Source organism: Streptomyces sp. LS-MS-L19, assembly GCF_058382285.1.
In genome coordinates this window covers 5509259-5534539 of the sequence record NZ_JBYCLL010000001.1, presented here as the reverse complement: position 1 = coordinate 5534539, position 25281 = coordinate 5509259, and the positions used below count along the sequence as shown (strand labels likewise).

The 25281-nt window shown below is 72.8% G+C and carries 2 protein-coding genes; both read right to left on the bottom strand.

Annotation, left to right across the window (positions count from 1 at the left end; all coding sequences use genetic code 11):
- Positions 1-43: 43 nt before the first annotated feature.
- Positions 44-20155 carry an amino acid adenylation domain-containing protein gene (locus AC2XR2_RS24720; protein ID WP_491516333.1) on the bottom strand — a complete coding sequence of 6704 codons (20112 nt, stop codon included), beginning with the start codon at positions 20153-20155 and terminating at the stop codon, positions 44-46.
- Positions 20152-25197, bottom strand: a complete 5046-nt coding sequence (locus AC2XR2_RS24715; RefSeq protein ID WP_491516332.1) for an amino acid adenylation domain-containing protein — start codon at positions 25195-25197, stop codon at positions 20152-20154. The genes AC2XR2_RS24720 and AC2XR2_RS24715 overlap by 4 nt, the downstream gene beginning before the upstream one ends.
- Positions 25198-25281 lie beyond the last annotated feature (84 nt).

The window sequence follows — 25281 nt, the reverse complement described above, 5'->3', positions numbered from 1 at the left end:
GAAGGGGAGGTCGGGGCGGATGCGGAGGCCGGACGTGCGGGGGTCACCGGGCCCACTGCCCGGCGCGTTCGCCGCCGCCGATACCGGACTGCTCGCGCAGGCCCGCCGAGACGGCCTTGATGGCGGCACGGCCCGACGCGGCGTTGGTCAGGACCACGAAGCCGGTGCCGTCGGAGATCCGGACGATCATCATGTTGCGGTAGCCGTACGGCTCGCCGCCGTGCCCGGCCTCCAGTGCGGGGGCCTCCCCGTCGACCACCGTGCCCAGGCCGTAGAAGGTGCCTTCACCGACGGGCGTGAGCAGTTCCTCGGCGAGCGGCTTCGACAGGAACGCGAAGGGTTCGCCCAGGTAGGCCCGGCGCACTTCGACGGCGACCTTGGCGAGGTCGGCCGCGGTGGACCAGAGCCCGGAGGAGGCGAGGTGCGGTCCGACGCGCCAGCCGCCCTCGACCGGGTCGCCGAGCGGTCCGTGCCCGACGGCCGCCGGCCTGCCCGAGGTCTCCGGGTGGTCCTGGTCGAAGCTGCTGTGCGCCATGCGCAGCGGCTCGAAGACCGTACGGCGCATCAGCTCGGCGAACGGCAGCCCGGTCACGTCCTCCAACAGCCGCTGGATCACCCAGTAGTTGGTGTTGGACACCAGGAACCTGGTGCCGGGTGCCACCTCGCTGTGCACCTGGGCGAGCAGCTCGGACAGCGGCGGCAGTGCCGCGCCCGGGGCGATGCCGGCGTACGGCACGGAGACCAGGCCCGACCAGTGCGAGAGCAGCTGGCGCAGGGTGACGGCCACCGGGGTGCCGGCCGCGTCGGTGACCTGCCAGCCCCCGGTGAGCCGGGGGTTGACGTCGGTGTCGAGGTCGAGGGTGCCCTCGTCGACCAGGCGCAGCACGGCGAGTGCGGTGATGTGCTTGCTGATCGAGCCGGCCTGGAAGAGGGTCGTCGGGGTGACGGGCCGTGTCGAGTCCGCCTCCAGGACGCCGTAGCCGTGCATTGACGCGACCTCGCCGTCGCGCAGGACCGCGACCGCGACGCCGGGGATGTGGTGCTCGTCCATGACGGGCAGCCGGTCGGCTGCGGGCGCCGCCGGGGAGTTGCCGGTGGTCGCCGCCGTGGGGCCGGCGCCGACGGCGGCGTCCAGTGCGGTGGCCAGTTCGGCCAGGGTGTGCGTCTGGTAGAGCATCTGGAGCGTGATGGGCAGCTTCAGCTTCCGGGCGGCCGCCATCACCTTGATGATGAGCATCGAGTGGCCGCCGAGCTCGAAGAAGTTGTCCCCGGTGCCGACCCGGTCCAGGCCGAGGGTCTGCTCCCACAGGCCCGCCATGAGCTTCTCGGTCGCGGTGACGGGGGCCGTGTAGGGGCGCTGTGCCGTGTCCTCGCCGTCCGTGTCGGGGCTGGGCAGGGCGCGGCGGTCGACCTTGCCGTTGGCGTTGAGGGGCAGGGCGGTCAGGGAGGTGAAGGAGGCAGGGATCATGTAGTCGGGCAGCCGCAGACCACAGAACGCGGCCAGGTCCTCGACGGGCTCACCGTCCGCGGTCGTGTAGTAGGCGGCGAGCTGCTTGTCGCCGGTGTCCGTGTGGTGCACGGTCACGAACGCCTCGCGTACGGCGGAGTGGGCGGCCAGGACGCCCTGGACCTCACCCAGCTCGATGCGGTAGCCGCGGATCTTGACCTGGTCGTCCAGCCGGCCCAGGAACTCCACGTTCCCGTCCGCCCTCCGGCGCACCAGGTCACCGGTGCGGTAGAACCGCGACCCGGCGGGCCCGTACGGGTCCGGCAGGAAACGCTCGGCGGTCAGGTCGGGGCGGTTCGCGTAGCCGCGGGCCACTCCGGTGCCGCCGACGTACAACTCCCCCGCCACACCCACCGGAACGGGCTGGAGCAGCGCGTCCAGGACGTACATCGTCATGTTGGGGGTGGGGCGGCCGATCGGTACGACCTCCGAGGGCTGTGCCTCGGTCACCGGATGGATGCAGGTGCCGACGGACGCCTCGGTCGGTCCGTACTCATTGATCATTCCGCCGGGGCCGAGCAGGTCGAGCCACCGGCCGGCGACCTCGCCGGGGAGGGCCTCCCCGCCGGCCACGACCGTCCCGGTCAGCGCCGCGAGGGCCTTCTCGTCCAGCTGGTGGGCGAGGACCTCCAGGTGTCCCGGGGTCAGCTTGAGGAAGCTGTACGGGGCGCCGGCGGCCAGGTGCTCGCCCAGCCGGTCCAGACCGATGTCCTGGGAGAAGGTGCGCACGGCCTGGCCGGCGACGAGCGGTGCCCAGATGTTCGGGACGACGAGGTCGAAGGCGACGGACGAGAAGAGGGCGGTGCCCGTGGTCCCCCGGGACAGCCACTCCCGTGCGACCCAGGCGACGTGGTTGACGAGGCCGCGGTGCGGGAGTTCGACGCCCTTCGGCGTCCCCGTCGAACCGGACGTGAAAATGACGTACGCCAGCCGGTCGAGGTCATCGACACGCTCCGGGGCCGTCACCGGCAGGTGCGCCACCGACGGCCGCGCGTCATCCAGGACCACCAGAGCGCCCGAGGTCTCCACGATCGCCGCGACCCGCTCGGCCGGGGACGACGGATCGATGGGCACATAGGCCGCACCCGCCTTCCACACGCCGAGCAGCGACGCGATCAGCTCCGGACCGCGGTCCAGGAGCACGGCCACGCGCGACTCGTGACCGACCCCTTGTCCCCGCAGGAAGTGCGCGATCTGGTTCGCCCGCGCATTCAACTCCGCGTACGACAGGCTCAGTTCGCCGGAGCGGACGGCCGTGGCCTCCGGTGTCCGCAGAGCTTGCGCCTCGAACAGTTCCAGCACCGACTGGGTCTCGGCCTCGAATCCCGTCTCGTTCCACTCCACCACTTGGCGCCGGTACTCCTCCGCCGGCAGGTGCGCCTCCCGCGCCGAACCCTCCGGGTCCGCCGCCATCGCCTCCAGGACCGAGCGGAACATGGCCGCGACACCGTCGAGGTGCCGCTGGTCCACGACGTGGTTGCTGGCGTGCAGGTTGATCGATCCGCCGAGGGCCGAGACCCGCAGCCCGAACTCGAGGGCGCCCTCTCCGACCGTGGCCTTGGTGTCGATCAGGCCGTGGTCGATCTGCCGGAAGTCCTGGTAGGTGAAGGGCGCTTCGATGATCCGGTCACCGGCGGCCAGTTCGTGCTGGATGACCGGCATCGGGAAGGCGCGGTGCGCCCAGAGCTCGGTCTCCCTGCCGTAGACCTGCGCCACCAGGTCGCGCCAGGTGCGGGCCGAGCGGTCGTGGGCGAACGGCAGGGTGTTGAGGTGCATGCCGTACACGGCGTCGGCGCCGAGGATCTCGGGCCTGGCGTTGCAGACGAGGCCGGTGAAGAAGCGCTCCTGGTCGGTGAGCAGGCTCATCGTCTTCAGGTGCGCCGCGTGCAGCACGCTCTTGAGCGAGGCACCGGCGGCCGAGGCCAGGGCGCGCAGCGGCTCCTCCAGGTCCGCGTACGGGATCCTGCTGCGGCAGGCGACCGGCGCCGAGTCGGCGCGCTCGGCCCAGCCGGCCGGCAGGGCGAAGCGGTCGTGGTTCTCGACGATCTCCTGCCAGTAGGCGCGGTCCCCGGCGGAGGCGAGCGCGTCGCGTTCGGCGGCGATGAAGTCGGCGAACCTGACGGCGGCCGTCGGGTCGTCGCCGGGTGCCTCGCCGTTCCTGGCGCGCCGGTACTCGCCGAGCACCTCCATCAGGAGATTGCTGTGGCTCCAGCCGTCCAGGATGACGTGGCACTGGGTCACCGACAGCCACCAGGCGCCGTCGCTCTCGATGTGTGCGCCGAGCCGCAGCAGCGGGGCCGCCGCGAGGTCGAAGAGTTCGGCGCGCTCGTCGGTGGTGAACTGCTTCATGGCGTCCGCGAGTTCCTGCGCGGTCAGGCCCTGGAGGTCCCGGACGGTGACGACGGGTGCGGCGTTCGTGTGCACCAGCTGCATCGGTACGGAGTACGCGGTGAGGTCGAGAGACGTGCGCAGCACCTCGTGGCGGGCGGTGAGCACCGCCGCCGCCGTACGCAGCGCCTCCGGGGAGAAGGGCTGCTCGTCGCGGATCCGGACGCAGACCACGTTGTGGTACTTGTGCCGGCTGTCGCCGCTCTGCATCTCGACGACCATGCCGAGCTGGACCTGCGACAGCGGGTACGCGTCGGCGAGCCCGGCCGGGAGCCGGTCCCGGTCCTCGTCCGCGACCAGGGCGAACGGCGCGGTCAGTGCGGCGGCCTCGGCGGACGGGGCCGGCCGCCCGGTGGCCAGTTCGGCGAGCGCGGCCACGGTGCGGGCGGCGAGGACGTCGCGTACCGCCAGGTCGTGGCCCGCGGCGCGCAGTGCGCCGACCACGACGAGGGCCCGGATGGAGTCGCCGCCGAGGTCGAAGAAGCCGTCCTCGACACCGACGCGCTCGACACCCAGGGCCTCCCGCCAGATCCCGGCGATCAGCTCCTCCACCTCAGTACGCGGGGCCACATACGCCCGGTCGCTGCCCAGCGCGACACCCTCCGGAGCGGGCAGCGCCCGCTTGTCCAGCTTGCCGTTCGTCGTCAACGGCAGCCCGGCCAGCGGCACGAACGCGGCCGGCACCATGTACTGCGGCAACGACGCCGACAGATACGCCCGCAACTCCCCCAGACCCGGCACCTCACCCGGCTTCGCGGCCACGACATAGCCGACCAGCCGCTTGTCACCCGGCACGTCCTCACGCACCACCACGACCGCGTCCCGCAGCCCCGGATGCGCCCCCAGCACACTCTCGATCTCACCCAGCTCGATCCGGAACCCACGGATCTTCACCTGTTCATCAGCACGCCCGACGAACTCCAGACTCCCGTCCGGGAGACGGCGCGCCAGATCACCGCTCTTGTAGAGCCGCGAACCCGCAGGACCGAACGGATCCGGCACGAACCTCTCCGCGGTCAGCTCGGGCCGGTTCAGATAGCCACGGGCCACACCCGGGCCGCCGACATAAATCTCGCCAGGGACGCCGATAGGCACCAAGTCCCCGTTGCCGTCGAGGAGATGGACGCGCAGGTCGCTGAGCGGCCGGCCGATGGGGTTGCCGGCCTGCGGGTCGAGGTCCCGCTTGGTGATCCGGTGGTAGGTGGTGTGCACGGTCGTCTCGGTGATCCCGTACATGTTCACCAGAGCGGTACGGGCAAGCCCCAGCCGGTCGGTCCACGGCTTGAGGTCGGCGACCTCCAGCTTCTCCCCGGCGAAGACCACGGCACGTACCGACAGCTGCTTGACCCTGCGGTCCCCGTCACCGGCCGCCGCGACCAGGCCGCGGAACGCGGACGGCGTCTGGCTGAGGACGGTGACCTCCTCCTCGACGAGCAGGTCGAGGAACTCGTCCGGTGAACGGGTGACGGTGAAGGGGACGACGACGAGCCGGCCGCCGTGCAGCAGCGCGCCCCACATCTCGAACACCGACACGTCGAAGGCGTAGGAGTGGAACAGCGACCACACGTCCGTCTCGTCGAACGCGTAGTGCTCCTGCGCCGTCGACATCAGCCGTACGACATTGGCGTGGGTGAGCGCGACCCCCTTGGGACGGCCCGTGGAACCCGACGTGTAGATCGTGTAGATCAGGTTGTCCGGGTCGCCCCCGACCCCGAGGTCGGCCGCGTCCTGGGCGTCGATCACCTCCGCGTCGCCGTCCAGGAGCAGCACCTCGCCCGGGAAGAGCCCGGCCAGCGCCGACGTCGTCACGACCAGCGGTGCCGCCGTGTCCTCGACGATGTACGCGAGGCGGTCGACCGGGTTCGCCGGGTCCAGCGGCACGTACGCCGCACCGGACTTCAGCACCCCCAGCAGCGCCGGCAACAGGTCCGCGCCGCGTTCCAGGCAGAGCCCGACCAGCGTCTCGGGACCCACTCCCCTGGCCCGCAGCACCCGCGCGATCCGGTTCGCCCGCGCGTTCAACTCCGCGTAGGACAGCGTCACTTCGCCGCTGGTCACCGCGTCGGCGTCCGGCGTCCTGGCCACCTGCTCCTCGAACAGCTCGTGCACCCGGCGGGTGACCGGCTCGGCGGACTCGGTGCTCTGTTCGCCGAGCAGCCGCTCGCGCTCGCCCGCGGGCAGGTACATCGCGCGGGCGTCGCCGTCGGTGTCGGCGGCCATCGACTCCAGGACCGCCCGGTACATGCCGGCGAGCCGTTCGGCGTGGGCCCGGCCGAGGACCTGGGTGGAGGTGGAGAGGACGATGGTGTCGGCGGTGGCGTGGGCGGAGAGCCCGAACTCGGTGGGCGTCTCGCTGATGCGGACGTCCGAGTCGACCAGTTCGTCGTCCACCTGGCGGAAGTCGACGAAGTTGAACAGGACGTCGATCAGCCGGCCCGCGCGTGCCTCGCGCTGGATGGCGGGCATCGGGTAGCGGCGGTGGTCCCAGACCTCCAGCTCCCGCTGGAAGACCTGGCCCACCAGCTCCCGCCAGGTACGGGCGCGCCGGTCGTGCGCGAACGGCAGCGAGTTGAGGTGCATGCCGTAGACCCGCTCGGCGCCCGCGACCTCGGGCCTGCCGTGGCAGACCAGACCGGTGAAGAAGGCGGCGTCGCCGGTGAGCTGGCTCATCACCTTCAGGTGGGCGGCGTGCAGCACGCTCTTGAAGGAGGCGCCGGTGGTGGCGGCCAGGGCGCGCAGGTCGTCGGCCAGGTCACCGAAGGTGATCTTGACGCGGTGGGAGCCCGCGGGCTTGTCCTTGGCCTCGGCCCAGCCGGCCGGGAGCTCGAACCTGGCGTGCTCGCTGACGATGCCGGACCAGTAGGCGCGGTCGCCGTCGTCGGCCAGGGCCGCCAGTTCCCCGGCGATGAAGTCCGCGTACCGGACCGGGAGTTCCTCGTGCTCCACGGGACGGCCCTCGCGCACCGCCCGGTAGGTCTCCAGGATCTCCCTGACCAGCGAGGCGTGGCTCCAGCCCTCCAGGATGACGTGCGACTCGGTGAGGGTGAGCCACCAGGCGCCCTCGCCCTCGAGGTGGGCGGCCACCCGCAGCAGCGGCGCCGTGGACAGGTCGAACAGGTCCTCGCGCTGGGAGGTGACGTAGCCGCGCAGTGTGCTCTCCAGGTCCGCCCGGCCGAGCCCGGTGACGTCGTGCACCGGGACCGTGACCGGGACGTCCGCGTGGACCACCTGCATCGGTACGGAGTAGCCGGTGGCGTGCACCGACGTGCGCAGCACGTCGTGGCGGGCGGTCACGAGCCGGACGGCCTCGGTCAGCGCGGCGGCGGAGAACGGCGTCTCGTCCTTGACGCGGAACGACGTCACGTTGTGGTAGTTGCTGCGCCCGTCGTCGGCGAGCAGTTCGACGACCATGCCGGCCTGTACCTGCGAGAGCGGGTAGGCGTCGTAGGCGCCCGCGGGCAGCTTCGCCCGGTCCTCGTCCGTGATGAGTGCGAACGGCGGCACCCCTGCCTCCTCCTGAGTCGGGTCCTGCCAGGTGGCGAGCTCGGCGAGCCGGGCGACCGTGCGGTGCTCGAAGACCTCGCGCACGCCGATGTCGAAGCCGGCCGCGCGCAGCGCGCCGACCAGCGGCACGGCCCGGATGGAATCGCCGCCCAGGTCGAAGAAGCTGTCGTGGACGCCGATCCGGTCGACCCCGAGGACGTCCTGCCAGACGGCGGCGATGTGCCGTTCGGCGTCGGTGCGCGGGGCGAGGTAGGTGGTGTCCGAGGCGAGCGCGGTCTGCGTCGGGGCGGGCAGCGCACGCCGGTTGAGCTTGCCGTTGGCGTTGAGCGGGATGCCGTCGAGGGACACGTAGGCCGCGGGGACCATGTAGTCGGGCAGGGTCCGCGCGAGGTGGCCGCGCAGTTCGGCCAGACCGGGGGCCTCGCCGTCGGCCGGCACGAAGTAGCCGACCAGCCGCTTCTCGCCGGGGGTGTCCTCGCGGAGCACGACGACGGCGTCGCGCACCTGCGGGTGGGTGCCGAGCGCGGCGGAGATCTCGCCGAGCTCGATGCGGAAGCCGCGGATCTTCACCTGGTCGTCGATCCTGCCGAGGAAGTCCAGGCTCCCGTCGGGGAGCCTGCGGGCCAGGTCGCCGGACCGGTAGAGGCGGGCGCCGGGCTCGTCCCCGAACGGGTCGGGCACGAAGCGCTCGGCGGTCAGCCGGGGCCGGTCGAGGTAGCCGCGGGCGACGCCGGGGCCGCCGACGTGGATCTCGCCGGGCACCCCGAGCGGGACCAGGTGGCCGTCGCGGTCGAGGAGGACGGTCCGCAGGTCGCCGAGGGGGCCGCCGGCCGGGCTGGCGAGCGGGGTCGCCAGGTCGGCCGGGGTCAGCCGGTGGTGGGTGACGTGGACCGTGGTCTCGGTGATCCCGTACATGTTGATGAGCTGCGGGGTGTCGAGGCCCAGCCGCTCGGCCCACGGGGCGAGTTCGCCGACCTCCAGCTTTTCGCCGCCGAAGACCACGGAGCGCAGGGCGAGCCGGTCGATGCGCGGGTCGCCGTCGCGGGCGGCGCCGACCAGGGAGCGGAACGCGGACGGCGTCTGGTTGAGGACGGTGACCCGCTCGTCGGCGAGGAGGCCGAGGAAGTCCTCGGGCGAGCGGGACACCCGCTGCGGGACGACGACGAGCCGGCCGCCGTACAGCAGGGCTCCCCACAGTTCCCAGACGGAGAAGTCGAAGGCGTAGGAGTGGAAGAGCGTCCACACGTCCGCCGGGCCGAAGTGGAACTGCTCCTCGGTGACGGTGAACAGCCGCAGCACGTTGGCGTGGCTGAGGCAGACGCCCTTGGGCTTTCCGGTGGAGCCCGAGGTGTAGATGACGTAGATCAGGTCGTCCGCGGTGGCGAGCGGGGCCGGGTCGTCCGCGGGCTGCGCCGCGAGCAGCGCCGGGTCCTCGTCGAGGACGATCAGCTCACCGTCGTAGCGGCCCTCCAGGGTGCCGGCCGCGGACCGTTCGGTGAGGACGACGGGGGCCTGTGCGTCGGCCGCGATGTAGCCGAGGCGGTCGGCGGGGTAGGCCGGGTCGAGCGGCAGGTAGGCGCCGCCCGCCTTGAGGACGCCGAGGAGCGCCGGCACCAGGGCGGCGGAGCGCTCCAGGCAGACGCCGACCAGGGTCTGCGGTCCGACGCCGCGGGCACGCAGCAGGTGGGCGACGCGGTTGGCGCGGGCGTTGAGTTCGGCGTAGGTGAGCCGGGTGTCCTCGAAGGTGACGGCGACCGCGTCCGGGGTGCGGGCGGCCTGCTCCTCGAAGACGCCGTGGACGGTACGGGGATCCGTGGGCGCCGTGGGCCGGGTGGCCCAGTCGGCGAGCAGCACGTCCCGTTCCCCCGGCGGCAGGTACGCGGCCCGGGCGTCGCCCTGCGGGTCGGCGGCCATGGACTCCAGGACCGCGCGGTACATGCCCGCGAGGCGGTCCGTGTCCGTGCGGGAGAGGCTGGCGGTGCTGGTCTTCAGGTTCAGGTGGCCGGCCAGGGTGGTGACGGCGAGCCCGAACTCGATGCCGCCGGAGCCCATTCCGGACTCGACGTCCACGAGGTCGGTGTCGACCATCCGGAAGTCCTGGTAGTTGAAGACCACGTCGACGAGCCGGCGGCCGCTCGCCTGCCGCTGCATCTCGGGCATCGGGTACTGGCGGTGCGGCCAGAGCGCGACTTCCTGGTCGAAGACCTGGCGGACCAGTTCCCGCCAGGTGCGGGCGGTGCGGTCGACGGCGAAGGGCACGGTGTTGACGTACATGCCGTAGACGCGGTCGGCGCCCGCCGCCTCGGGGCGGGTGTCGGTGACGAGTCCGGTGAAGAAGGACTCCTCGGCGGTGAGCTGGCTCATCACCTTCAGGTGGGCGGCGTGCAGGACGGCCTTCAGGGAGACCTGGGCCGTCGACGCGAACGTGCGCAGCCGCGGTTCCAGGTCGTGCAGCGGCACCCGGACCCGGTAGCTCTCCGCCGGGCCGGTCGTCGCGGTGGGGGCGGGCAGTTCGAACTTCTCGTACGTGTCGGTGATCCGCCGCCAGTACGCGCGGTCCTCGTCGGACTCCAGGGACGCCAGTTCGGCGGCGATGAAGTCGGCGAAGCGGACACCGGGGGCGGTGACCTCGACGGGCGCCGAGCCGGACCTCACCTGCTCGTAGGTGTCGAGGAGTTCCATCATCAGGGCGTGGTAGCTCCAGCCCTCGGTGATGGCGTGCGACTCGGTGAGGGCGAGGTGCCAGGCCTGGTCGCTCTCGACGAGCGCGGCGACCCGCAGGAGCGGGGCGGCCGACAGGTCGAAGACGTCTGCCTTCTCGGCGGTGACGAACGCGCCGAGCGCCGCGTTCTGCGCGGCGGGGTCCTGCCCGCGCAGGTCGTGGACGGCGACCGGGGCGGTGGCCTCGGTGTGCACCAACTGCAGCGGTACGGAGAAGCCGTCGAGCCGGAACGACGTGCGCAGCACGTCGTGGCGTGCCGTCACCAGGCGGACCGCGCCGGCCAGCGCCTCGGCGTCGAAGGGCACGCCGTCGCGGATCCGGTTGACGCTGACGTTGTGGTACTTGGCACCCGCCGGGTCGGTGAGCATCTCGACGGCCATGCCGATCTGCACCTGCGAGAGCGGGTAGGCGTCGTCGAGGCCGGCCGGCAGCCGGTCGCGGTCCGCGGCGGTGACCAGGGCGAAGGGGGCGACCCCCGGCTCGGGCTCGGCGGGGGCGGGGCGGCCGGTGGCGAGTTCGGCGGCGGCCGCGACGGTACGGCCCTCGAAGATCTCCCGCACTCCGAGGTCGAAGCCGGCCTCGCGCAGGGCGCCGATCAGCGAGACCGCGCGGATCGAGTCGCCGCCCAGGTCGAAGAAGCTGTCGTGGACGCCGATCCGGTCGACGCCGAGGACGTTCTGCCAGACCTCGGTGATGCGTTCCTCGGCGCGGGTGCGGGGCGCGACGTAGGCCGCGTCGGCGGCGAGCGCCGACCGGTCGGGGGCGGGCAGCGCCCGCTTGTCGACCTTGCCGTTGGCGGTGAGCGGGAGGGCGTCGAGGGTGACGTAGGCGGCGGGCAGCATGTAGTCGGGCAGGGCGCCCGTGAGGGCCGCGCGCAGGGCGGCGGGGGCGAGGGTGTAACCCTCGGCCGCGCTGACGTAGGCCGTGAGCTGCTTGTCGCCGGGAGTGTCCTCGCGGACGACGACGACGGCGTCCCTGACCTCCTCGAGGCGGGCCAGGGCCGTCTCGATCTCGCCGAGCTCGATGCGGAAGCCGCGCAGCTTGACCTGGTTGTCGATGCGGCCGATGAACTCGAGCTGGCCGTCGTCGAGCAGCCGCACCGCGTCACCGGTGCGGTACAGGCGGGCGCCGGGCTCGTCCCCGTACGGGTCGGGCACGAAGCGCTCGGCGGTCAGCCCGGGGCGGCCGTGGTAGCCGCGGGCGAGGCCCACTCCGGCGACGTACAGCTCGCCGGGGACGCCCGCGGGCACCGGCCGCATCGCGGCATCGAGCACCCGCAGCACGAAGCCGGGCATGGGGCGGCCGATCGGCGGGGTCACGGCCCCGGCCAGCGGCGCGCTGATGGAGGCGCAGACGGTCGTCTCGGTGGGCCCGTACGCGTTGAGCATGCGCCGCCCGGGCGACCAGGCGGCCACCAGGTCGGGGGTGCAGGCCTCGCCCGCGACCACCAGGGTCGCGGCGGCCGGCAGGCCGTCGTCCGGGGAGAGCACGGTGAGCGCGGTGGGCGGCAGCGTGAGATGGGTGACCGCGTGCTCGGCGGTGAGCGAGGTCAGTTCGGGACCGGGCATCAGCCGGTCGGCGGGGGCGAGGACCAGCGTGGCACCGGACAGGATCGTCTGGGCGAGGTCGGCGAACGCCGCGTCGAAGCTGACCGAGGCGAACTGCAGCACGCGGTCGCCGGGCGCGATCCCGAAGGCGTCGGCCTGCGCGTCGGCGAGGTTGCGGGTGCCGCGGTGGGTGACGACGACGCCCTTGGGGCGGCCCGTGGAGCCCGAGGTGTAGATGACGTAGGCCGCGTGGTCGACGTCCATGACGACCTCGGGCGCGGTGGCGGGCCGGGCGGCGATCCGGTCGGCGTCCCCGTCGAGGAGGACGACGGCCGCGTCGTGGGCGGGCAGGCTCGCGAGGAGGTGTTCCTGGGTGACCAGGACGGGCAGCGCGGAGTCCGCCAGCATGTACGCGAGACGGTCGGCCGGGTAGGCCGGGTCGAGCGGCACGTAGGCGCCGCCGGCCTTCATGATGCCGAGCAGGCCGACGACCAGGTCCGGGCCGCGTTCGACGCTGATCCCGACGAACGTCTCGGGGCCGACGCCGAGGCCGGTCAGGTGGTGGGCGAGCCGGTTGGCCCGGGCGTCGAGTTCGGCGTACGTGAGGGTGGTGCCCTCGTGGACGAGCGCGGTGGCGTCCGGGGTGCGGGCGACGTGCGCGGCGAACTGCGCGGGCACGGTGCGGGGTGCGGCGGCGGGCGCCGGACCGGTCAGCGCGGCGAGCAGTTCGCGTTCGCCCTGCGGCAGCAGGTCGACGCGCGCGTCACCGTCCGGGTCGGCGGCCATCGCCTCCAGGACCGCCTGGTAGAGGGCGGCCAGCCGCTCGACGTGACGGGTGCCGAGGGCGTGGGTGTGGCTGCTGAGCCCCAGGTGTCCGCCGAGCACGGAGACGTGCAGGGCGAACTCGGTGGCGGCGTCGTGCACCGCGCCCGCCATGTCCACCTGGCCGGTGTCGACCTGGTGGAAGTCGAGGTAGTTGAAGACCACGTCGATCAGCCGGTGGCCGCCGGCCAGCCGCTGGATCGCGGGCAGCGGGTAGCGGCGGTGCGGCCAGGTGCCGGCCTCGCGGGCGAAGACCTGCTGGGCCAGCTCACGCCAGGTGGCGGCGGAGTCCCGGTCGAAGGGGTGCGGCAGCGTGTTGAGGTGCATGCCGTACACCCGGTCCGCGCCGAGGGCTTCGGGGCGGCCGTGCGAGACGATGCCGGTGAAGAACGCCGGCTCGTCCGTCAGCAGGCTCATCACCTTCAGGTGGGCGGCATGCAGGACGCTCTTGTACGACACCCGGGCCGCGGCCGCGAACGCCCGCAGCGGACGCTCCAGCCCGCGCAGGTCGACGCGGGCCCGGGAGGGCCGGCGCGGACCGTCCGCCTCGGCCCAGGAGGCGGGCAGCTCGAAGGGCACGTGCGTGTCGAGGGTGTGCTGCCAGTAGGCGCGGTCCTCGGCGGAGTTAAGGGACTCCAGCTCGCCTGCGATGAAGTCGGCGTACCGGACGGCGATCGGCTCGTGCGGGTCCGCGACACCGTGGTCCCTCAGCTGCCGGTAGCAGTCGAGGATCTCCATCAGCAGGGAGTGGTGGCTCCAGCCCTCGGTGACGACGTGCGGCTGGGTCAGCCCCAGGTACCAGGAGTCGTCGGCGTCGACGAGCGCGGCGATCCGCAGCAGCGGGGCGGCCGACAGGTCGAAGAGCCGGGAGCCCTCGTCGCGGCGGAAGCCGGCCAGCGCCTCCGCGCGCTGCTCGTCGGTCGCGAGTCCGCGCAGGTCGTGGACGGTGACGGGCACTTCGGCGTGCTCGTGCACGAGCTGCACGGGCACCGAGTAGGCGGCCAGCTCGATCGACGTGCGCAGGATGTCGTGGCGGCCGGTGACCGTGCGGGCGGCCGCGCGCAGCGCCGCCACGTCGAAGGGGGCGCCGGCCGGGTCCTGGATCCGGAAGAGGCTGACGTTGTGGTACTTGTTGCCGCCCTCCTCGGCGAGCATCTCGACGACCATGCCGGTCTGCACCAGGGAGAGCGGGTAGGCGTCCTGGACGCCGGCGGGCAGCGCGTCCCGGTCCGCCTCCGGGAGGAGCGCGAACGGTGCCACGCCGGTCAGCGCGGCCTTCTCGGGCGCGGGCCGGCCGGTGAGGAGTTCGGCGAGCCGGGCGACGGTGCGGTACTCGAAGACGTCGCGCACCCCGATGTCGAAGCCCGCGGCGCGCAGCGCGCCGACGAGGGCGACGGCGCGGATGGAGTGGCCGCCGACGTCGAAGAAGTCGTCGTCCACCGAGACCCGTTCACGCTCCAGGACCCGGCGCCAGACGGCGGCGATCTGCTCCTCGACGTCGGTGCGCGGGGCGATGTGGTCGTCCTGCCCGGTCTGCTCGCCGTCCGTGTCGGGGGCGGGCAGGGCGCGGCGGTCGATCTTGCCGTTGGCGTTGAGGGGCAGAGCGGTCAGGGGGGTGAAGGTGGCCGGGATCATGTAGTCGGGCAGCCGCAGACCGCAGAACGCGGCCAGGTCCTCGACGGGTTCACCGTCCGCGGTCGTGTAGTAGGCGGCGAGCTGCTTGTCGCCGGTGTCCGTGTGGTGCACGGTCACGAACGCCTCGCGTACGGCGGGGTGGGCGGCCAGGACGCCCTGGACCTCGCCGAGTTCGATGCGGTAGCCGCGGATCTTGACCTGGTCGTCCAGCCGGCCCAGGAACTCCACGTTCCCGTCCGCCCGCCGCCGCACCAGGTCACCGGTGCGGTAGAGGCGGGCACCGGGGGTGCCGTACGGGTCGGGCAGGAAGCGTTCGGCGGTCAGGTCGGGGCGGTTGGCGTAGCCGCGGGCCACTCCGGTGCCGCCGACGTACAACTCCCCCGCCACACCCACCGGAACCGGCTGGAGCAGCGCGTCCAGGACATGCATCGTCATGTTCGGCAGCGGCCGGCCGATCGGCACGACCTCCGACGGCTCTGCCTGGTTCACCGGGTAGACGCAGGTACCGACAGAAGCCTCGGTCGGCCCGTACTCATTGATGAGCCGGCCCGGTCCCAGTGCGGCGAGCCAGCGGCCCGCGACCTCACCGGGCAGCGCCTCACCGGCGACCACGACCACCCCGGCCAGGGACGCCACCGTCTCGGGGTCCAACTGGTGGCCGAGGATCTCCAGATGCCCCGGGGTGAGCTTGATGAAGCTGTACGGACCCTGCCGCACCAGGTGCGCACCGAGATCAGCCATGTCGACCGACCCGGACACCGTCTGCACAGCCTGCCCGGCGACGAGCGGCGCCCACAGATTCGGCACCACCAGATCGAACGCCACCGACGAGAACAACGGCGCCCCACCCGACCCCCGTGACGCCAACTCCCGTGCCGCCCAAGCGACATGGTTGACCAGGCCGCGGTGCGCGATCTCGACGCCCTTCGGTGTCCCCGTCGAACCCGACGTGAAAATGACGTACGCCAGCCGGTCGAGGTCATCGACACGCTCCGGGGCCGTCACCGGCAGGTGCGCCACCGACGGCCGCGCGTCATCCAGGACCACCAGAGCGCCCGAGGTCTCCACGATCGCCGCGACCCGCTCGGCCGGGGACGACGGGTCGATGGGCACGTAGGCCGCACCCGCCTTCCACACGCCGAGCAGCGACGCGATCAACTCCGGACCGCGGTCCAGGAGCACTGCAACGCGCGACTCGTGACCGACGCCGCGTCCCCGCAGGAAGTGCGCGATCTGATTCGCCCGCGCATTCAACTCCGCGTACGAGAGGCTCAGTTCTCGGGAGCGGACGGCCGTGGCCTCCGGTGTCCGCAGCACCTGCGCCTCGAACAGTTCCAGCACCGACTGGGTCTCGGCCTCGAATCCCGTCTCGTTCCACTCCACCACCTGGCGCCGGTACTCCTCCGCCGGCAGGTGCGCCTCCCGCGCCGAACCCTCCGGGTCCGCCGCCATCGCCTCAAGGACCGAGCGGAGCATCCCGGCAAGACGGTCGGTGGCCTCCCTGTTCAGAGCGCGGGGCGAGGCCGTGAGGACCAGGTGGCCGACGCGGGCGGAGACGCCGAGCGGGAACTCGGTCGGGCTGTCGTCGATGCTCGCCAGGTAGTCGACGCGGTCCCGGTCGACCTGGTCGAAGTCGTGGTAGCTGAAGCGCATGTCGATCAGGCGCTCGCCGTCGGCGAGTTCACGCTGGATGACGGGCATGGGGTAGGCCCGGTGCGGCCAGAGTTCGATCTCGCGGGCGAAGACCTGACCGACGAGCTCACGCCAGGTGCGGGCGGAGCGGTCGTAGGCGAAGGGCAGGGTGTTGAGGTGCATGCCGTACACCCGGTCCGCGCCGAGGACTTCGGGCCTGGCGTTGCAGACGAGGCCGGTGAAGAACCGCTCCTCCTCGGTGATCAGGCTCATCGTCTTCAGGTGCGCCGCGTGCAGCACGCTCTTGAGCGACGCGCCCGCCTTCGTCGCCAGCGCCCGCAGCCGGTCCTCCAGGTCGTGGAAGGGGACGGGCACGCGGTAGGGCTGTCCGGCGTCCTGGTCGTCGCCCGTCCAGGGAGCCGGGACGGACAGCCGGGCGTGGTCGGTGACGATGTCCTGCCAGTAGCCGCGCGACTCCGACGAGGCGAGCGCCGTCAGTTCGGCGGCGACGAAGTCCGCGAAGCGGGCCGTGGGCTCGTCCGCCGCGGTGGCAGGGGCGGGTTCGCCGTCCCGGATCCGCCGGTACTCCTCCAGGACCTCCATCAGGAAGGAGTGGTGGCTCCAGCCGTCCAGGATCGCGTGGCACTCGGTGTTGGTGAGCCACCAACTGCCGTCGCCCGCGAGGTGCGCGTGCAGCCGAAGCAGCGGGGCGGTGGCCAGGTCGAAGAGGTCCGCGCGCTCGGTGGCCGTGAACTCCCGCAGCGAGAGCAGGAGTTCCTCGTCGCCGAGGGAGCTCAGGTCACGCACTCCGACGGCCATGTCGGCGTGGGCGTGCACGAGTTGCAGGGGTACGGAGTACGCGGCGAGGTCCACGGAGGTGCGCAGGACGTCGTGCCGGGCGACGACGACGGCCGCCGCCTCCCGCAACGCCGCCTCGGAGAAGGGCTGTTCGTCGCGTATTCGGAAGGAGGTGACGTTGTGGTACGGGTGCTTTCCGTCGTCGGTCAGCATCTCGACGACCATGCCGAGCTGGACCTGCGACAGCGGGTAGGCGTCCGCGAGGCCTTCCGGGAGCCGGTCCCGGTCCTCGTCCGCCACCAGGGAGAACGGGGCGACCGTGGTGGGCCGGGCGGCCGGCGCCGGGCGGCCGGTGACGAGTTCGGCGATGCGCGCGACGGTGCGGTACTCGAAGACGTCGCGTACGGCCAGGTCGTACCCGGCGGCACGCAGCCGTCCGACGAGGGTGACCGCCCGGATGGAGTGGCCGCCGAGCTCGAAGAAGCCGTCCTCGACGCTCACCCGGTCGAGGCCGAGCACGTCCTGCCAGACCTCGGCGATCCGCTCCTCGACGACGGTGCGCGGGGCGACGTACGCCGACGCTCCGACCGCGTCCTGGCCGGGCGCGGGCAGGGCGCGCTTGTCGAGCTTGCCGTTGGTGGTCAGCGGCAGCCGGTCGAGGACGACGAAGGCCCCCGGGACCATGTACTCGGGCAGTGCGGCGGCGAGCAGGGTGCGCAGCTCGGCCGGGGTGGGGGTGCCGGCGTCGCCCGCCGTCACGTAGGCGACGAGCCGGACGTCGCCGGGGGTGTCCTCGCGGACCAGGACGACCGCGTCGCGGACCGCCTCGTGAGCGGCGAGGGCGTTCTCGATCTCGCCGAGTTCGATGCGGAAACCGCGGATCTTGACCTGGTCGTCGGCGCGGCCCAGGAACTCCAACTGCCCGTCGGGGAGCCGACGGGCCAGGTCGCCGCTCTTGTAGAGACGGGCGCCGGCCGGTCCGTACGGGTCGGGCACGAACCGCTCGGCGGTCAGCTCGGGCCGGTTCAGATAGCCGCGAGCGACTCCCGGGCCGCCGACATAAATCTCACCGGGAACACCGACAGGAACCAACTCGCCGTTGCCGTCGAGGAGATGGACGGTCAGGTCGGCCAGGGGCCGGCCGATGGGGTTGCCGGCCTGCGGATCCAGATCCGCGTCCGTGAGCCGCCGGTAGGTGGTGTGCACGGTGGTCTCGGTGATCCCGTACATGTTCACCAGCGCGGTACGGGCAAGCCCCAGCCGGTCGGTCCACGGCTTGAGGTCGGCGACCTCCAGCTTCTCCCCGGCGAAGACCACAGCACGCAGAGCAAGCCGGTCGATCCGCGGATCACCGTCACGGGCAGCGCCGACCAGCGCACGGAACGCGGACGGTGTCTGGTTGAGGACCGTCACACCCCGCTCGACCAGCAGATCGAGGAACTCCTCCGGAGAACGGGTGACCGCGAACGGGACGACGACCAGGCGTCCGCCGTGCAAGAGCGCACCCCACATCTCCCACACCGACACGTCGAAGGCGTAGGAGTGGAACAACGGCCACACATCGGTCTCGGCGAAGGCGTAATGCTCCTGACCACGCGCGAGCAGACGCACCACGTTCTCGTGGGTGAGGGCGACACCCTTGGGACGGCCCGTGGAACCCGACGTGTAGATCGTGTAGATCAGGTTCTGCGGACTGCCACCGACGAGGGGATCGGTACCGGGCTGCGCGGCCAGAAGAGCCGCTGCGCTGTCCAGTTCGATGACCTCGCCGTCGTAGCGCCCGTCCAGAACTGCGGCCTGTCCGGCCGTGGTCAGCACCACCGGAGCCTTCGCGTCCTTGACGATGTACGCGAGGCGGTCACCGGGGTTCGCCGGATCCAGGGGCAGATACGCGGCCCCCGCCTTCAGCACACCCAGCAGCGCCGGCATCAGCTCGATGCCCCGCTCCAGGCAGACACCCACCAGGTCCTCCGGACCCACCCCCTTCGAACGCAGCAGATGCGCGATGCGGTTCGCGCGCAGATCCAGCTCCGCGTACGACAGTTCCTGACCCTCGAACACGACCGCCACGGCATCCGGCGTACGCGCCACCTGCGCCGCGAAGACCTCATGAACCCGCCGGGTCACCGGCTCCACCCGCTCAGGACCGCCGACCAGCACGGCCCGCTCCTCGGCGCCGAGGATGTCGGCCGCGGACAGGCGTGCGGCCGGGTCGGTGGTGACGGCTTCGAGGAGTCGCAGGAGGTGGTCCGCCATGCGCTCCACGGTGGCGCGGTCGAACAGGGCGGTGGCGTACTCGAAGCGGCCGGTGAGCGAGCCGTCGGCACCCTCGGTCAGCTGGAGGTCGAGGTCCGTCTTCGCGATGTTGCCGGTGCCGAGGTACGGCTCCGCCGTGACGCCGGCCAGCTCGAAGGTGGCCGTCCGCTCGCCGTGCATGGTGAACGCCACCTGGTAGAGCGGCGTGCGGGACATGTCGCGCTCCGGCTGGAGCAGGTCCACGAGCTGCGCGAAGGGCACGGCCTGGTGGTCGAAGGCGTCGAGCACGGCGGAGCGGGTGGTGTCGAGCAGCTCGCCGAAGGACGCATCGGCGCTCCAGCTGCCGCGCAGGACGAGGCTGTTGATGCCGTATCCGATCAGGCCCTGGAGTTCGGGCAGCGTGCGTCCGGAGCCGATGGTGCCGATCGCGACGTCGGTGCGACCGGTGTAGCGGCCGATCAGGCCCTGGAAGGCGGCGAGCACCACCATGAAGGGGGTGGCCTCCTGGCGCCGGCCCGTCGCCCGGACGCGGGCGGCGAGCGGGGCGGGCAGAGTGAAGGCCACGCTGTCGCCCGCGGTGTCCCGCACGGCGGGACGCGGCCGGTCGGTGGGCAGCTCCAGCACCTCGAGATCCGCCAACCGGGCGGTCCAGTAGTCGAGTTGGCGGGACAGGGCGCCACCGTTCAGCTCGGCGCGCTGCCAGGCCGCGTAGTCGGCGTACTGCACCGGCAGGGGTGCCAGGGGGTTGTCGGCGCCGCTGGTGAAGGCGCCGTACAGGGCGGAGAGTTCCTGGCCGAGGACGCCGGTGGACCAGGCGTCGCAGGCGATGTGGTGGAAGACGACCGACAGCACGTGGTCGTCGGCGGCCCGCCGCAGCAGCCGGGCGCGCACCGGCCACTCCCCGGCCAGGTCGAAGGGCCGGCCCATGTCGTCCTCGACGGCACGCAGCAGGCTCCGCTCGTCCGCCACCGCGGTGACGTCGAGCACGGTGGGGCGCGGCGCGTCGATGATCTGGACGGGTTCGTCACCGGCGAGGGCGTAGCGGGTGCGCAGGATCTCGTGGCGCTCCAGGAGGGTCTGCCAGGCGCGGCCCAGCACCCCGGTGTCCAGCGGTCCGCGCAGCCGCAGCACGAGCGGCACCAGGTACTCGGTGCTGTTCGGCTCCAGCCGGTTCAGGAACCACATCTGCTGCTGGCCGTACGACAGCGGCAGCGGGGCCGTGCGGTCCGCGCGCGGCACCGTCGTGCGCCGGCCCGCGCCGCGCCGGCCCGCCATCCGGCGGCGCAGCAGCTCGTCGCGCAGTGCCGCGGCGTCCCGGACCGTCTGAGCCTTGTCCCCGGTCATGCGTCGTACCCCTTCACCAGCAGTTCGTCCGTCACGAGTTCGGTGTCGGTGAGCGCGGCGATCTCCGCCCTGATGCGCTCCTCGACGATGGCCGCGAGGCGCGCGACCGTGGGTCCCTCAAACACCGTCCGCACCGCGAAATCGATCTCGAACTCCTCCTGGATGCGGGAGATCAGCCGGATCGCGAGGATCGAGTTGCCGCCCACGTGGAAGAAGTTGTCGTGCGCTCCGACCTGGCTGCCGAGCAGCTCGGTCCAGATCTCGGCGATGCGTTCCTCGACGGGTCCGCTCGGCGGCACCCGGCCTGCCGTCCCGGTGTCCGCGCCGGGGACGGGCAGGGCGCGCCGGTCGACCTTGCCGTTCGCGTTGAGGGGCAGCGCGTCGTGCGGGGTCCAGACGGTGGGGACCATGTAGTCCGGAAGCCGCTGGGCGCAGTGCGCGGCGAGGGTGTCGGCGAGGTCGCCGCCGGACTCGGCGACGTAGTGGGCGACGAGCTGTTTCTCACCGTTGTCGAGTGTGTGGACGGTGAGGAACGCCTCGCGCACGGCGGGGTGTCCGGTCAGGACGGCCTGGATCTCGCCGAGTTCGACGCGGTAGCCGCGGATCTTGACCTGGTCGTCGAACCGGCCGAGGAACTCGACGTTGCCGTCGGCGCGTCGGCGGACCCGGTCGCCGGTGCGGTAGAGGCGGGCACCGGGGGTGCCGTACGGGTCGGGCAGGAAGCGTTCGGCGGTCAGGTCGGGGCGGTTGGCGTAGCCGCGGGCCACTCCGGTGCCGCCGACGTACAGTTCGCCCGCGACCCCGGCGGGCACCGGCTGGAGCCGGTCGTCCAGGACGTACATCGTCATGTTCGGCAGCGGCCGGCCGATCGGCAGGACGTCCATGCCGGTCCCCGCGGTCTCCTCGGGCACCTCGAAGACGCAGGTGCCCACGGAGGCCTCGGTGGGCCCGTACTCGTTGATCAGCCGGGTGTCGGGGGCCAGGGCCCGCCACCGCTCCAGGGTGGCCCGCGAGAAGGCCTCCCCCGCCACGACGAGGACCGGGGCCAGCGCGCCGGCCTGGGCCGGTGTCAGCTGGAGGGCGAGCACGTCGAGGTGTCCGGGGGTGAGCTTCACGAAGCTGAACGGCTCGGCCTCGGCGAGGTGTTTGCCGAGCTCGGACAGGTCGGTGTCCTGCGGCAGCAGGAACAGTCGCTGCCCGGTGACCAGCGGCGCCCACAGGTTGGGGACGACGAGGTCGAAGGCGACGGACGAGAAGAGGGGCGCCCCGCCGTAGTCACGCGGCGCCAGCTCGCGGGCCGCCCAGGCGACATGGTTGACGAGGCCGCGGTGGGTGACCTCGACGCCCTTGGGGGTCCCGGTGGAGCCCGACGTGAAGATGACGTAGGCGAGCCGGTCGAGGTCGTCGGTGCGGGTGGGCCGGGTGGCGGGCGCGGCCGCGATCCGGGCCGCGTCGGTGTCGACGAGGAGCGCGCCGTCCCCCGCCGTCGCCGTGTACGCGCTCGACGTGATCACGGTGTGCGCGCCCGCGGTCCGGCGCATCGCGGTGAGCCGCTCGGCGGGGCAGGAGGGGTCGACGGGCAGGTAGGCGCCGCCTGCCTTCCACACCGCGAGCAGGGCCGTGACCAGTTCGGGCCCCCGGTCCAGGAGCACCGCGACCCGCGACTCGGCGCCGACTCCCCGCTCCCGCAGCAGATGCGCGAGGCGGTTGGCGCGGGTGTCCAGCTCGCCGTAGGTGACGTTGTGGGAGCCGTACGAGAGGGCGGTGGCGTCGGGGTCGGCGGTGGCCCAGGCCTCGACGAGCGCGAGGACGGTCTCGGACTCGGCGCAGACCTCGGTGTCGTTCCAGCCGGTGAGGAGCCGGTCGCGCTCCTCGTCCGACAGGAAGTCGGCCTTGCCGAGCGGCAGGTCGGGCTGCTCGGCGACGCGCCGCAGGAGGCTGGTGAAGTGTCCGGCGAGGCGCTCGACGGTGGCGTGCTCGAAGAGCGTGGCGGCGTATTCGAGGACGCCGTCCAGGGCGCCGTCCGCGGTCCTGCGCATGAACAGGGAGAGGTCGGTCTTGGCGACCTGCCAGGCGGCGGTGAAGGCCGCCATGTCCTCGTCCTCGGTGGCGACGCTGGTGACGCCCTCGCTGTGCAGGTCGAAGGCGACCTGGTAGAGCGGGGTGCGGGACAGGTCGCGCTCGGGCTGGAGTTCGTCGACGAGCCGCTCGAAGGGCAGTTCCTGGTGGGCGAAGGCGGCGCGCGCGGCCTGGCTGACCCGGTCCAGGGCGTCGGCGAAGGTGAGGTCGGCGTTCAGTGCGCACCGGACGACGAGGGAGTTGAGGAAGAAGCCGACGGTGCCCTCGGTCTCGGGGCGGGCTCGGCCGGCGACGGGGGTGCCCACCGGGATGTCCCAGCTGCCGGTGTAGCGGGCGATCAGGGTGGCGTACGCGGTGAGCAGTGTCATGAACGGCGTCGCGCGGTGCCCCTTGCCCAACTCCACGAGCCGGTCGGCCAGTTCGGGCTCGACGCGGAAGGGCACGACGGCGCCGCGCGGGTCGCGTTCGGCCGGGCGGGGGTGGTCCAGGGGCAGGTCGAGGGGCTCGATGCCGGCCAGCGCGGTGCGCCAGTGGGCGAGCTCGCCCGCGATGAACTCCTCGGTGAGCCGGGCGTGCTGCCAGGCCCCGTAGTCGGCGTACTGCACGGCGGCCGCGGGCAGTCGCGGTGTGCGGCCCGCCTCGAACGCGGCGCACAGCTCCCGCAGTTCACGCTCCAGGATCACCGTGGACCAGCCGTCGACGGTGATGTGGTGCAGCGTGAGGAGCAGCACGGGGTCGCCGCCGGTGCGCGCCAGCAGCGCCCGCCACAGCGGCCCCGCGGCCAGGTCGAAGCCGCGCCCGAACTGCTCGCGGAACAGCTGCTCCAGACCGTCGTGGGAGGTGTCCTCGACGCGGAGTTCGACCGGTTGCGCACCGGCCTCACCGATCACCTGGTAGGGCTCGCCGCCCCGGTCCGGATAGCGGGTGCGCAGCGCCTCGTGGCGGGCGGACAGCGCGTCCAGGGCGCGTCGCACGGTGTCGGTGGCGGTGCCGGCGGGCAGCCGCAGGAAGAGCGGGGCCACCCACTCGGGGCTGCCCGGGTGCAGCCGGTCCAGGAACCACAGGCGGCGCTGGCCGGACGACAGCGGCAGCTCGCCGTCGCGCGGGACCGCCACGATCGGGCTCTCGTCGGCGCTGGGCACCTCGATGAGCCCGGCCTGTGCCTCGACGGTGGTGGCCCGCAGCAGTCCGCGCAGCGAGATCTGCGTGCCGGACGCGGCGCGCAGCCTGGCGGCGAGACGGGTCAGCTGGAGGGAGGAACCACCGAGCGCGAAGAAGTCGTCGTGCGCGCCGACCCGGTCCAGTGCGAGCAGGTCGGCCCAGACGTCCGCGACGAGCTGTTCGGCCGCGGTGCGCGGGGTGACGAAGGCCGGCTGGTCGGCGGCGGCGATCTCGCCCGGGGTGGGCAGCATGGCCCGGTCGACCTTGCCGTTGGGGGTGAGCGGGAAGGCGTCGAGGGTGTGGAAGAACGACGGGACGTGGCTCTCGGGGAGCCGCTCGCGCAGGAAGGCGCGCAGCGCGTCGGCCGACGGGCCGGTGCCCTCGGGAGCGGTCACGGTGAGGTGGGCGGCGAGCCGCTTGCTGCCGCCTTCCGCCTCGTACGGCAGGACGACCGCGCCGGTGACGCCGGGGTGGGCGGCGAGCGCCGCCTCGATCTCGCCCGGCTCGATGCGGACGCCGTTGACCTTGACCTGGTGGTCGAGGCGGCCCAGGTAGTCGAGGGTGCGGTCGGTGCGCCAGCGCACCAGGTCACCGGTGCGGTAGAGGCGGGAGCCGGGCTCGCTCGCCCAGGGGTCGGGCACGAAGCGTTCGGCGGTCAGGTCGGGGCGGCCCAGGTAGCCGCGGGCCACGCCGGTACCGCCCGCGTACAGCTCGCCCGGGGTGCCGATCGGGACGGGGTCGCCGTTCGGGTCGAGGACCAGGACGCGCATCCCGGGCAGGGGACGGCCGATGGGGACGGCGCCGCTGGTCTGCTCCGGGTCGACGGCCTGGGCGGTGATGTCGACGGAGCACTCGGTCGGCCCGTAGGTGTTCCACACCTCCAGCGCCGGGCCGGCCTTCTGGCGCAGCCGGGCGACGAGTTCGCCGTGCAGTGCCTCACCGGCGGAGAACAGCAGTCGCAGCGACGCACAGCCGCTCCAGTCGCCTTCCTCGACGAGGACGCGCAGGACGGAGGGGACCACCTGGAGGACGGTGACGCGGTAGTCGGCCACCGCGCGGAGCAGCGCCGCCGGGTCCCGCTCGGCGCCGGGCGGGGCGAGGACCACGCTGCCGCCGGTGACCAGCGGGGCGAAGATCTCCCAGCCGGCCGCGTCGAAGCCGATGGACGTCTTCTGCAGGATGCGGTCGGCGGGGCCGAGGCCGTGCGTGCGCACGGTCCAGCCGACGCGGTTCGCGATGCCCGCGTGGGTGATGACGACGCACTTGGGGGCGCCGGTGGAGCCTGAGGTGAAGACGGTGTACGCGGCACCGTCCGGGTCCGTGCCGCCCGCGGGGGCGGTGTCCGGCAGGTCGGCGGGCACCTCGTCGGGGCCTGCCCGGCGGGCACCGGCGTCACGTACGGCGCCTTCGAGCGCCGGGCCGGCCAGGACGCCCCGGGCGCCCGACGCGCGGACCAGCCCGGCCAGCCGGGCGGGCGGCTGCCCCGGGTCCAGCGGCAGGTAGGCGGCGCCCGCCTTCCAGACCCCGAGCAGCGCGACGACCAGGTCGGCGCCGCGTTCCAGGCTGACCCCGACGACGGAGTCGGGCCCGGCCCCCAGCCCCCTCAGGAAGTGCCCCATGCGGTTGGCCGCACGGTCGAGCTCCGCGTACGTCACGGTGTGCGCGCCGTCGACGACGGCGACGGCGTGCGGCGTGCGCAGGGCCTGTGCGGCGAACCTCTCGTGCAGAAGGGGGGTGCCTCCGGCCGCCGACGGCCGGGGACGGATGTCGGGGACGTCACCCGACCGCTGTTCGGCGTTCACGGGATCTCCTGTTCCGGATTGCGAAAGAGAGAAGGTGCGGAGGAAGGGCGTGGGGGGGGCGGGGGCTGGGCGTGGGTGGGGCTG

Bases quoted from the DNA above. Each gene is read 5' to 3' on its own strand.
- AC2XR2_RS24720 (WP_491516333.1), bottom strand. From the start codon at position 20,155: ATGACCGGGGACAAGGCTCAGACGGTCCGGGACGCCGCGGCACTGCGC.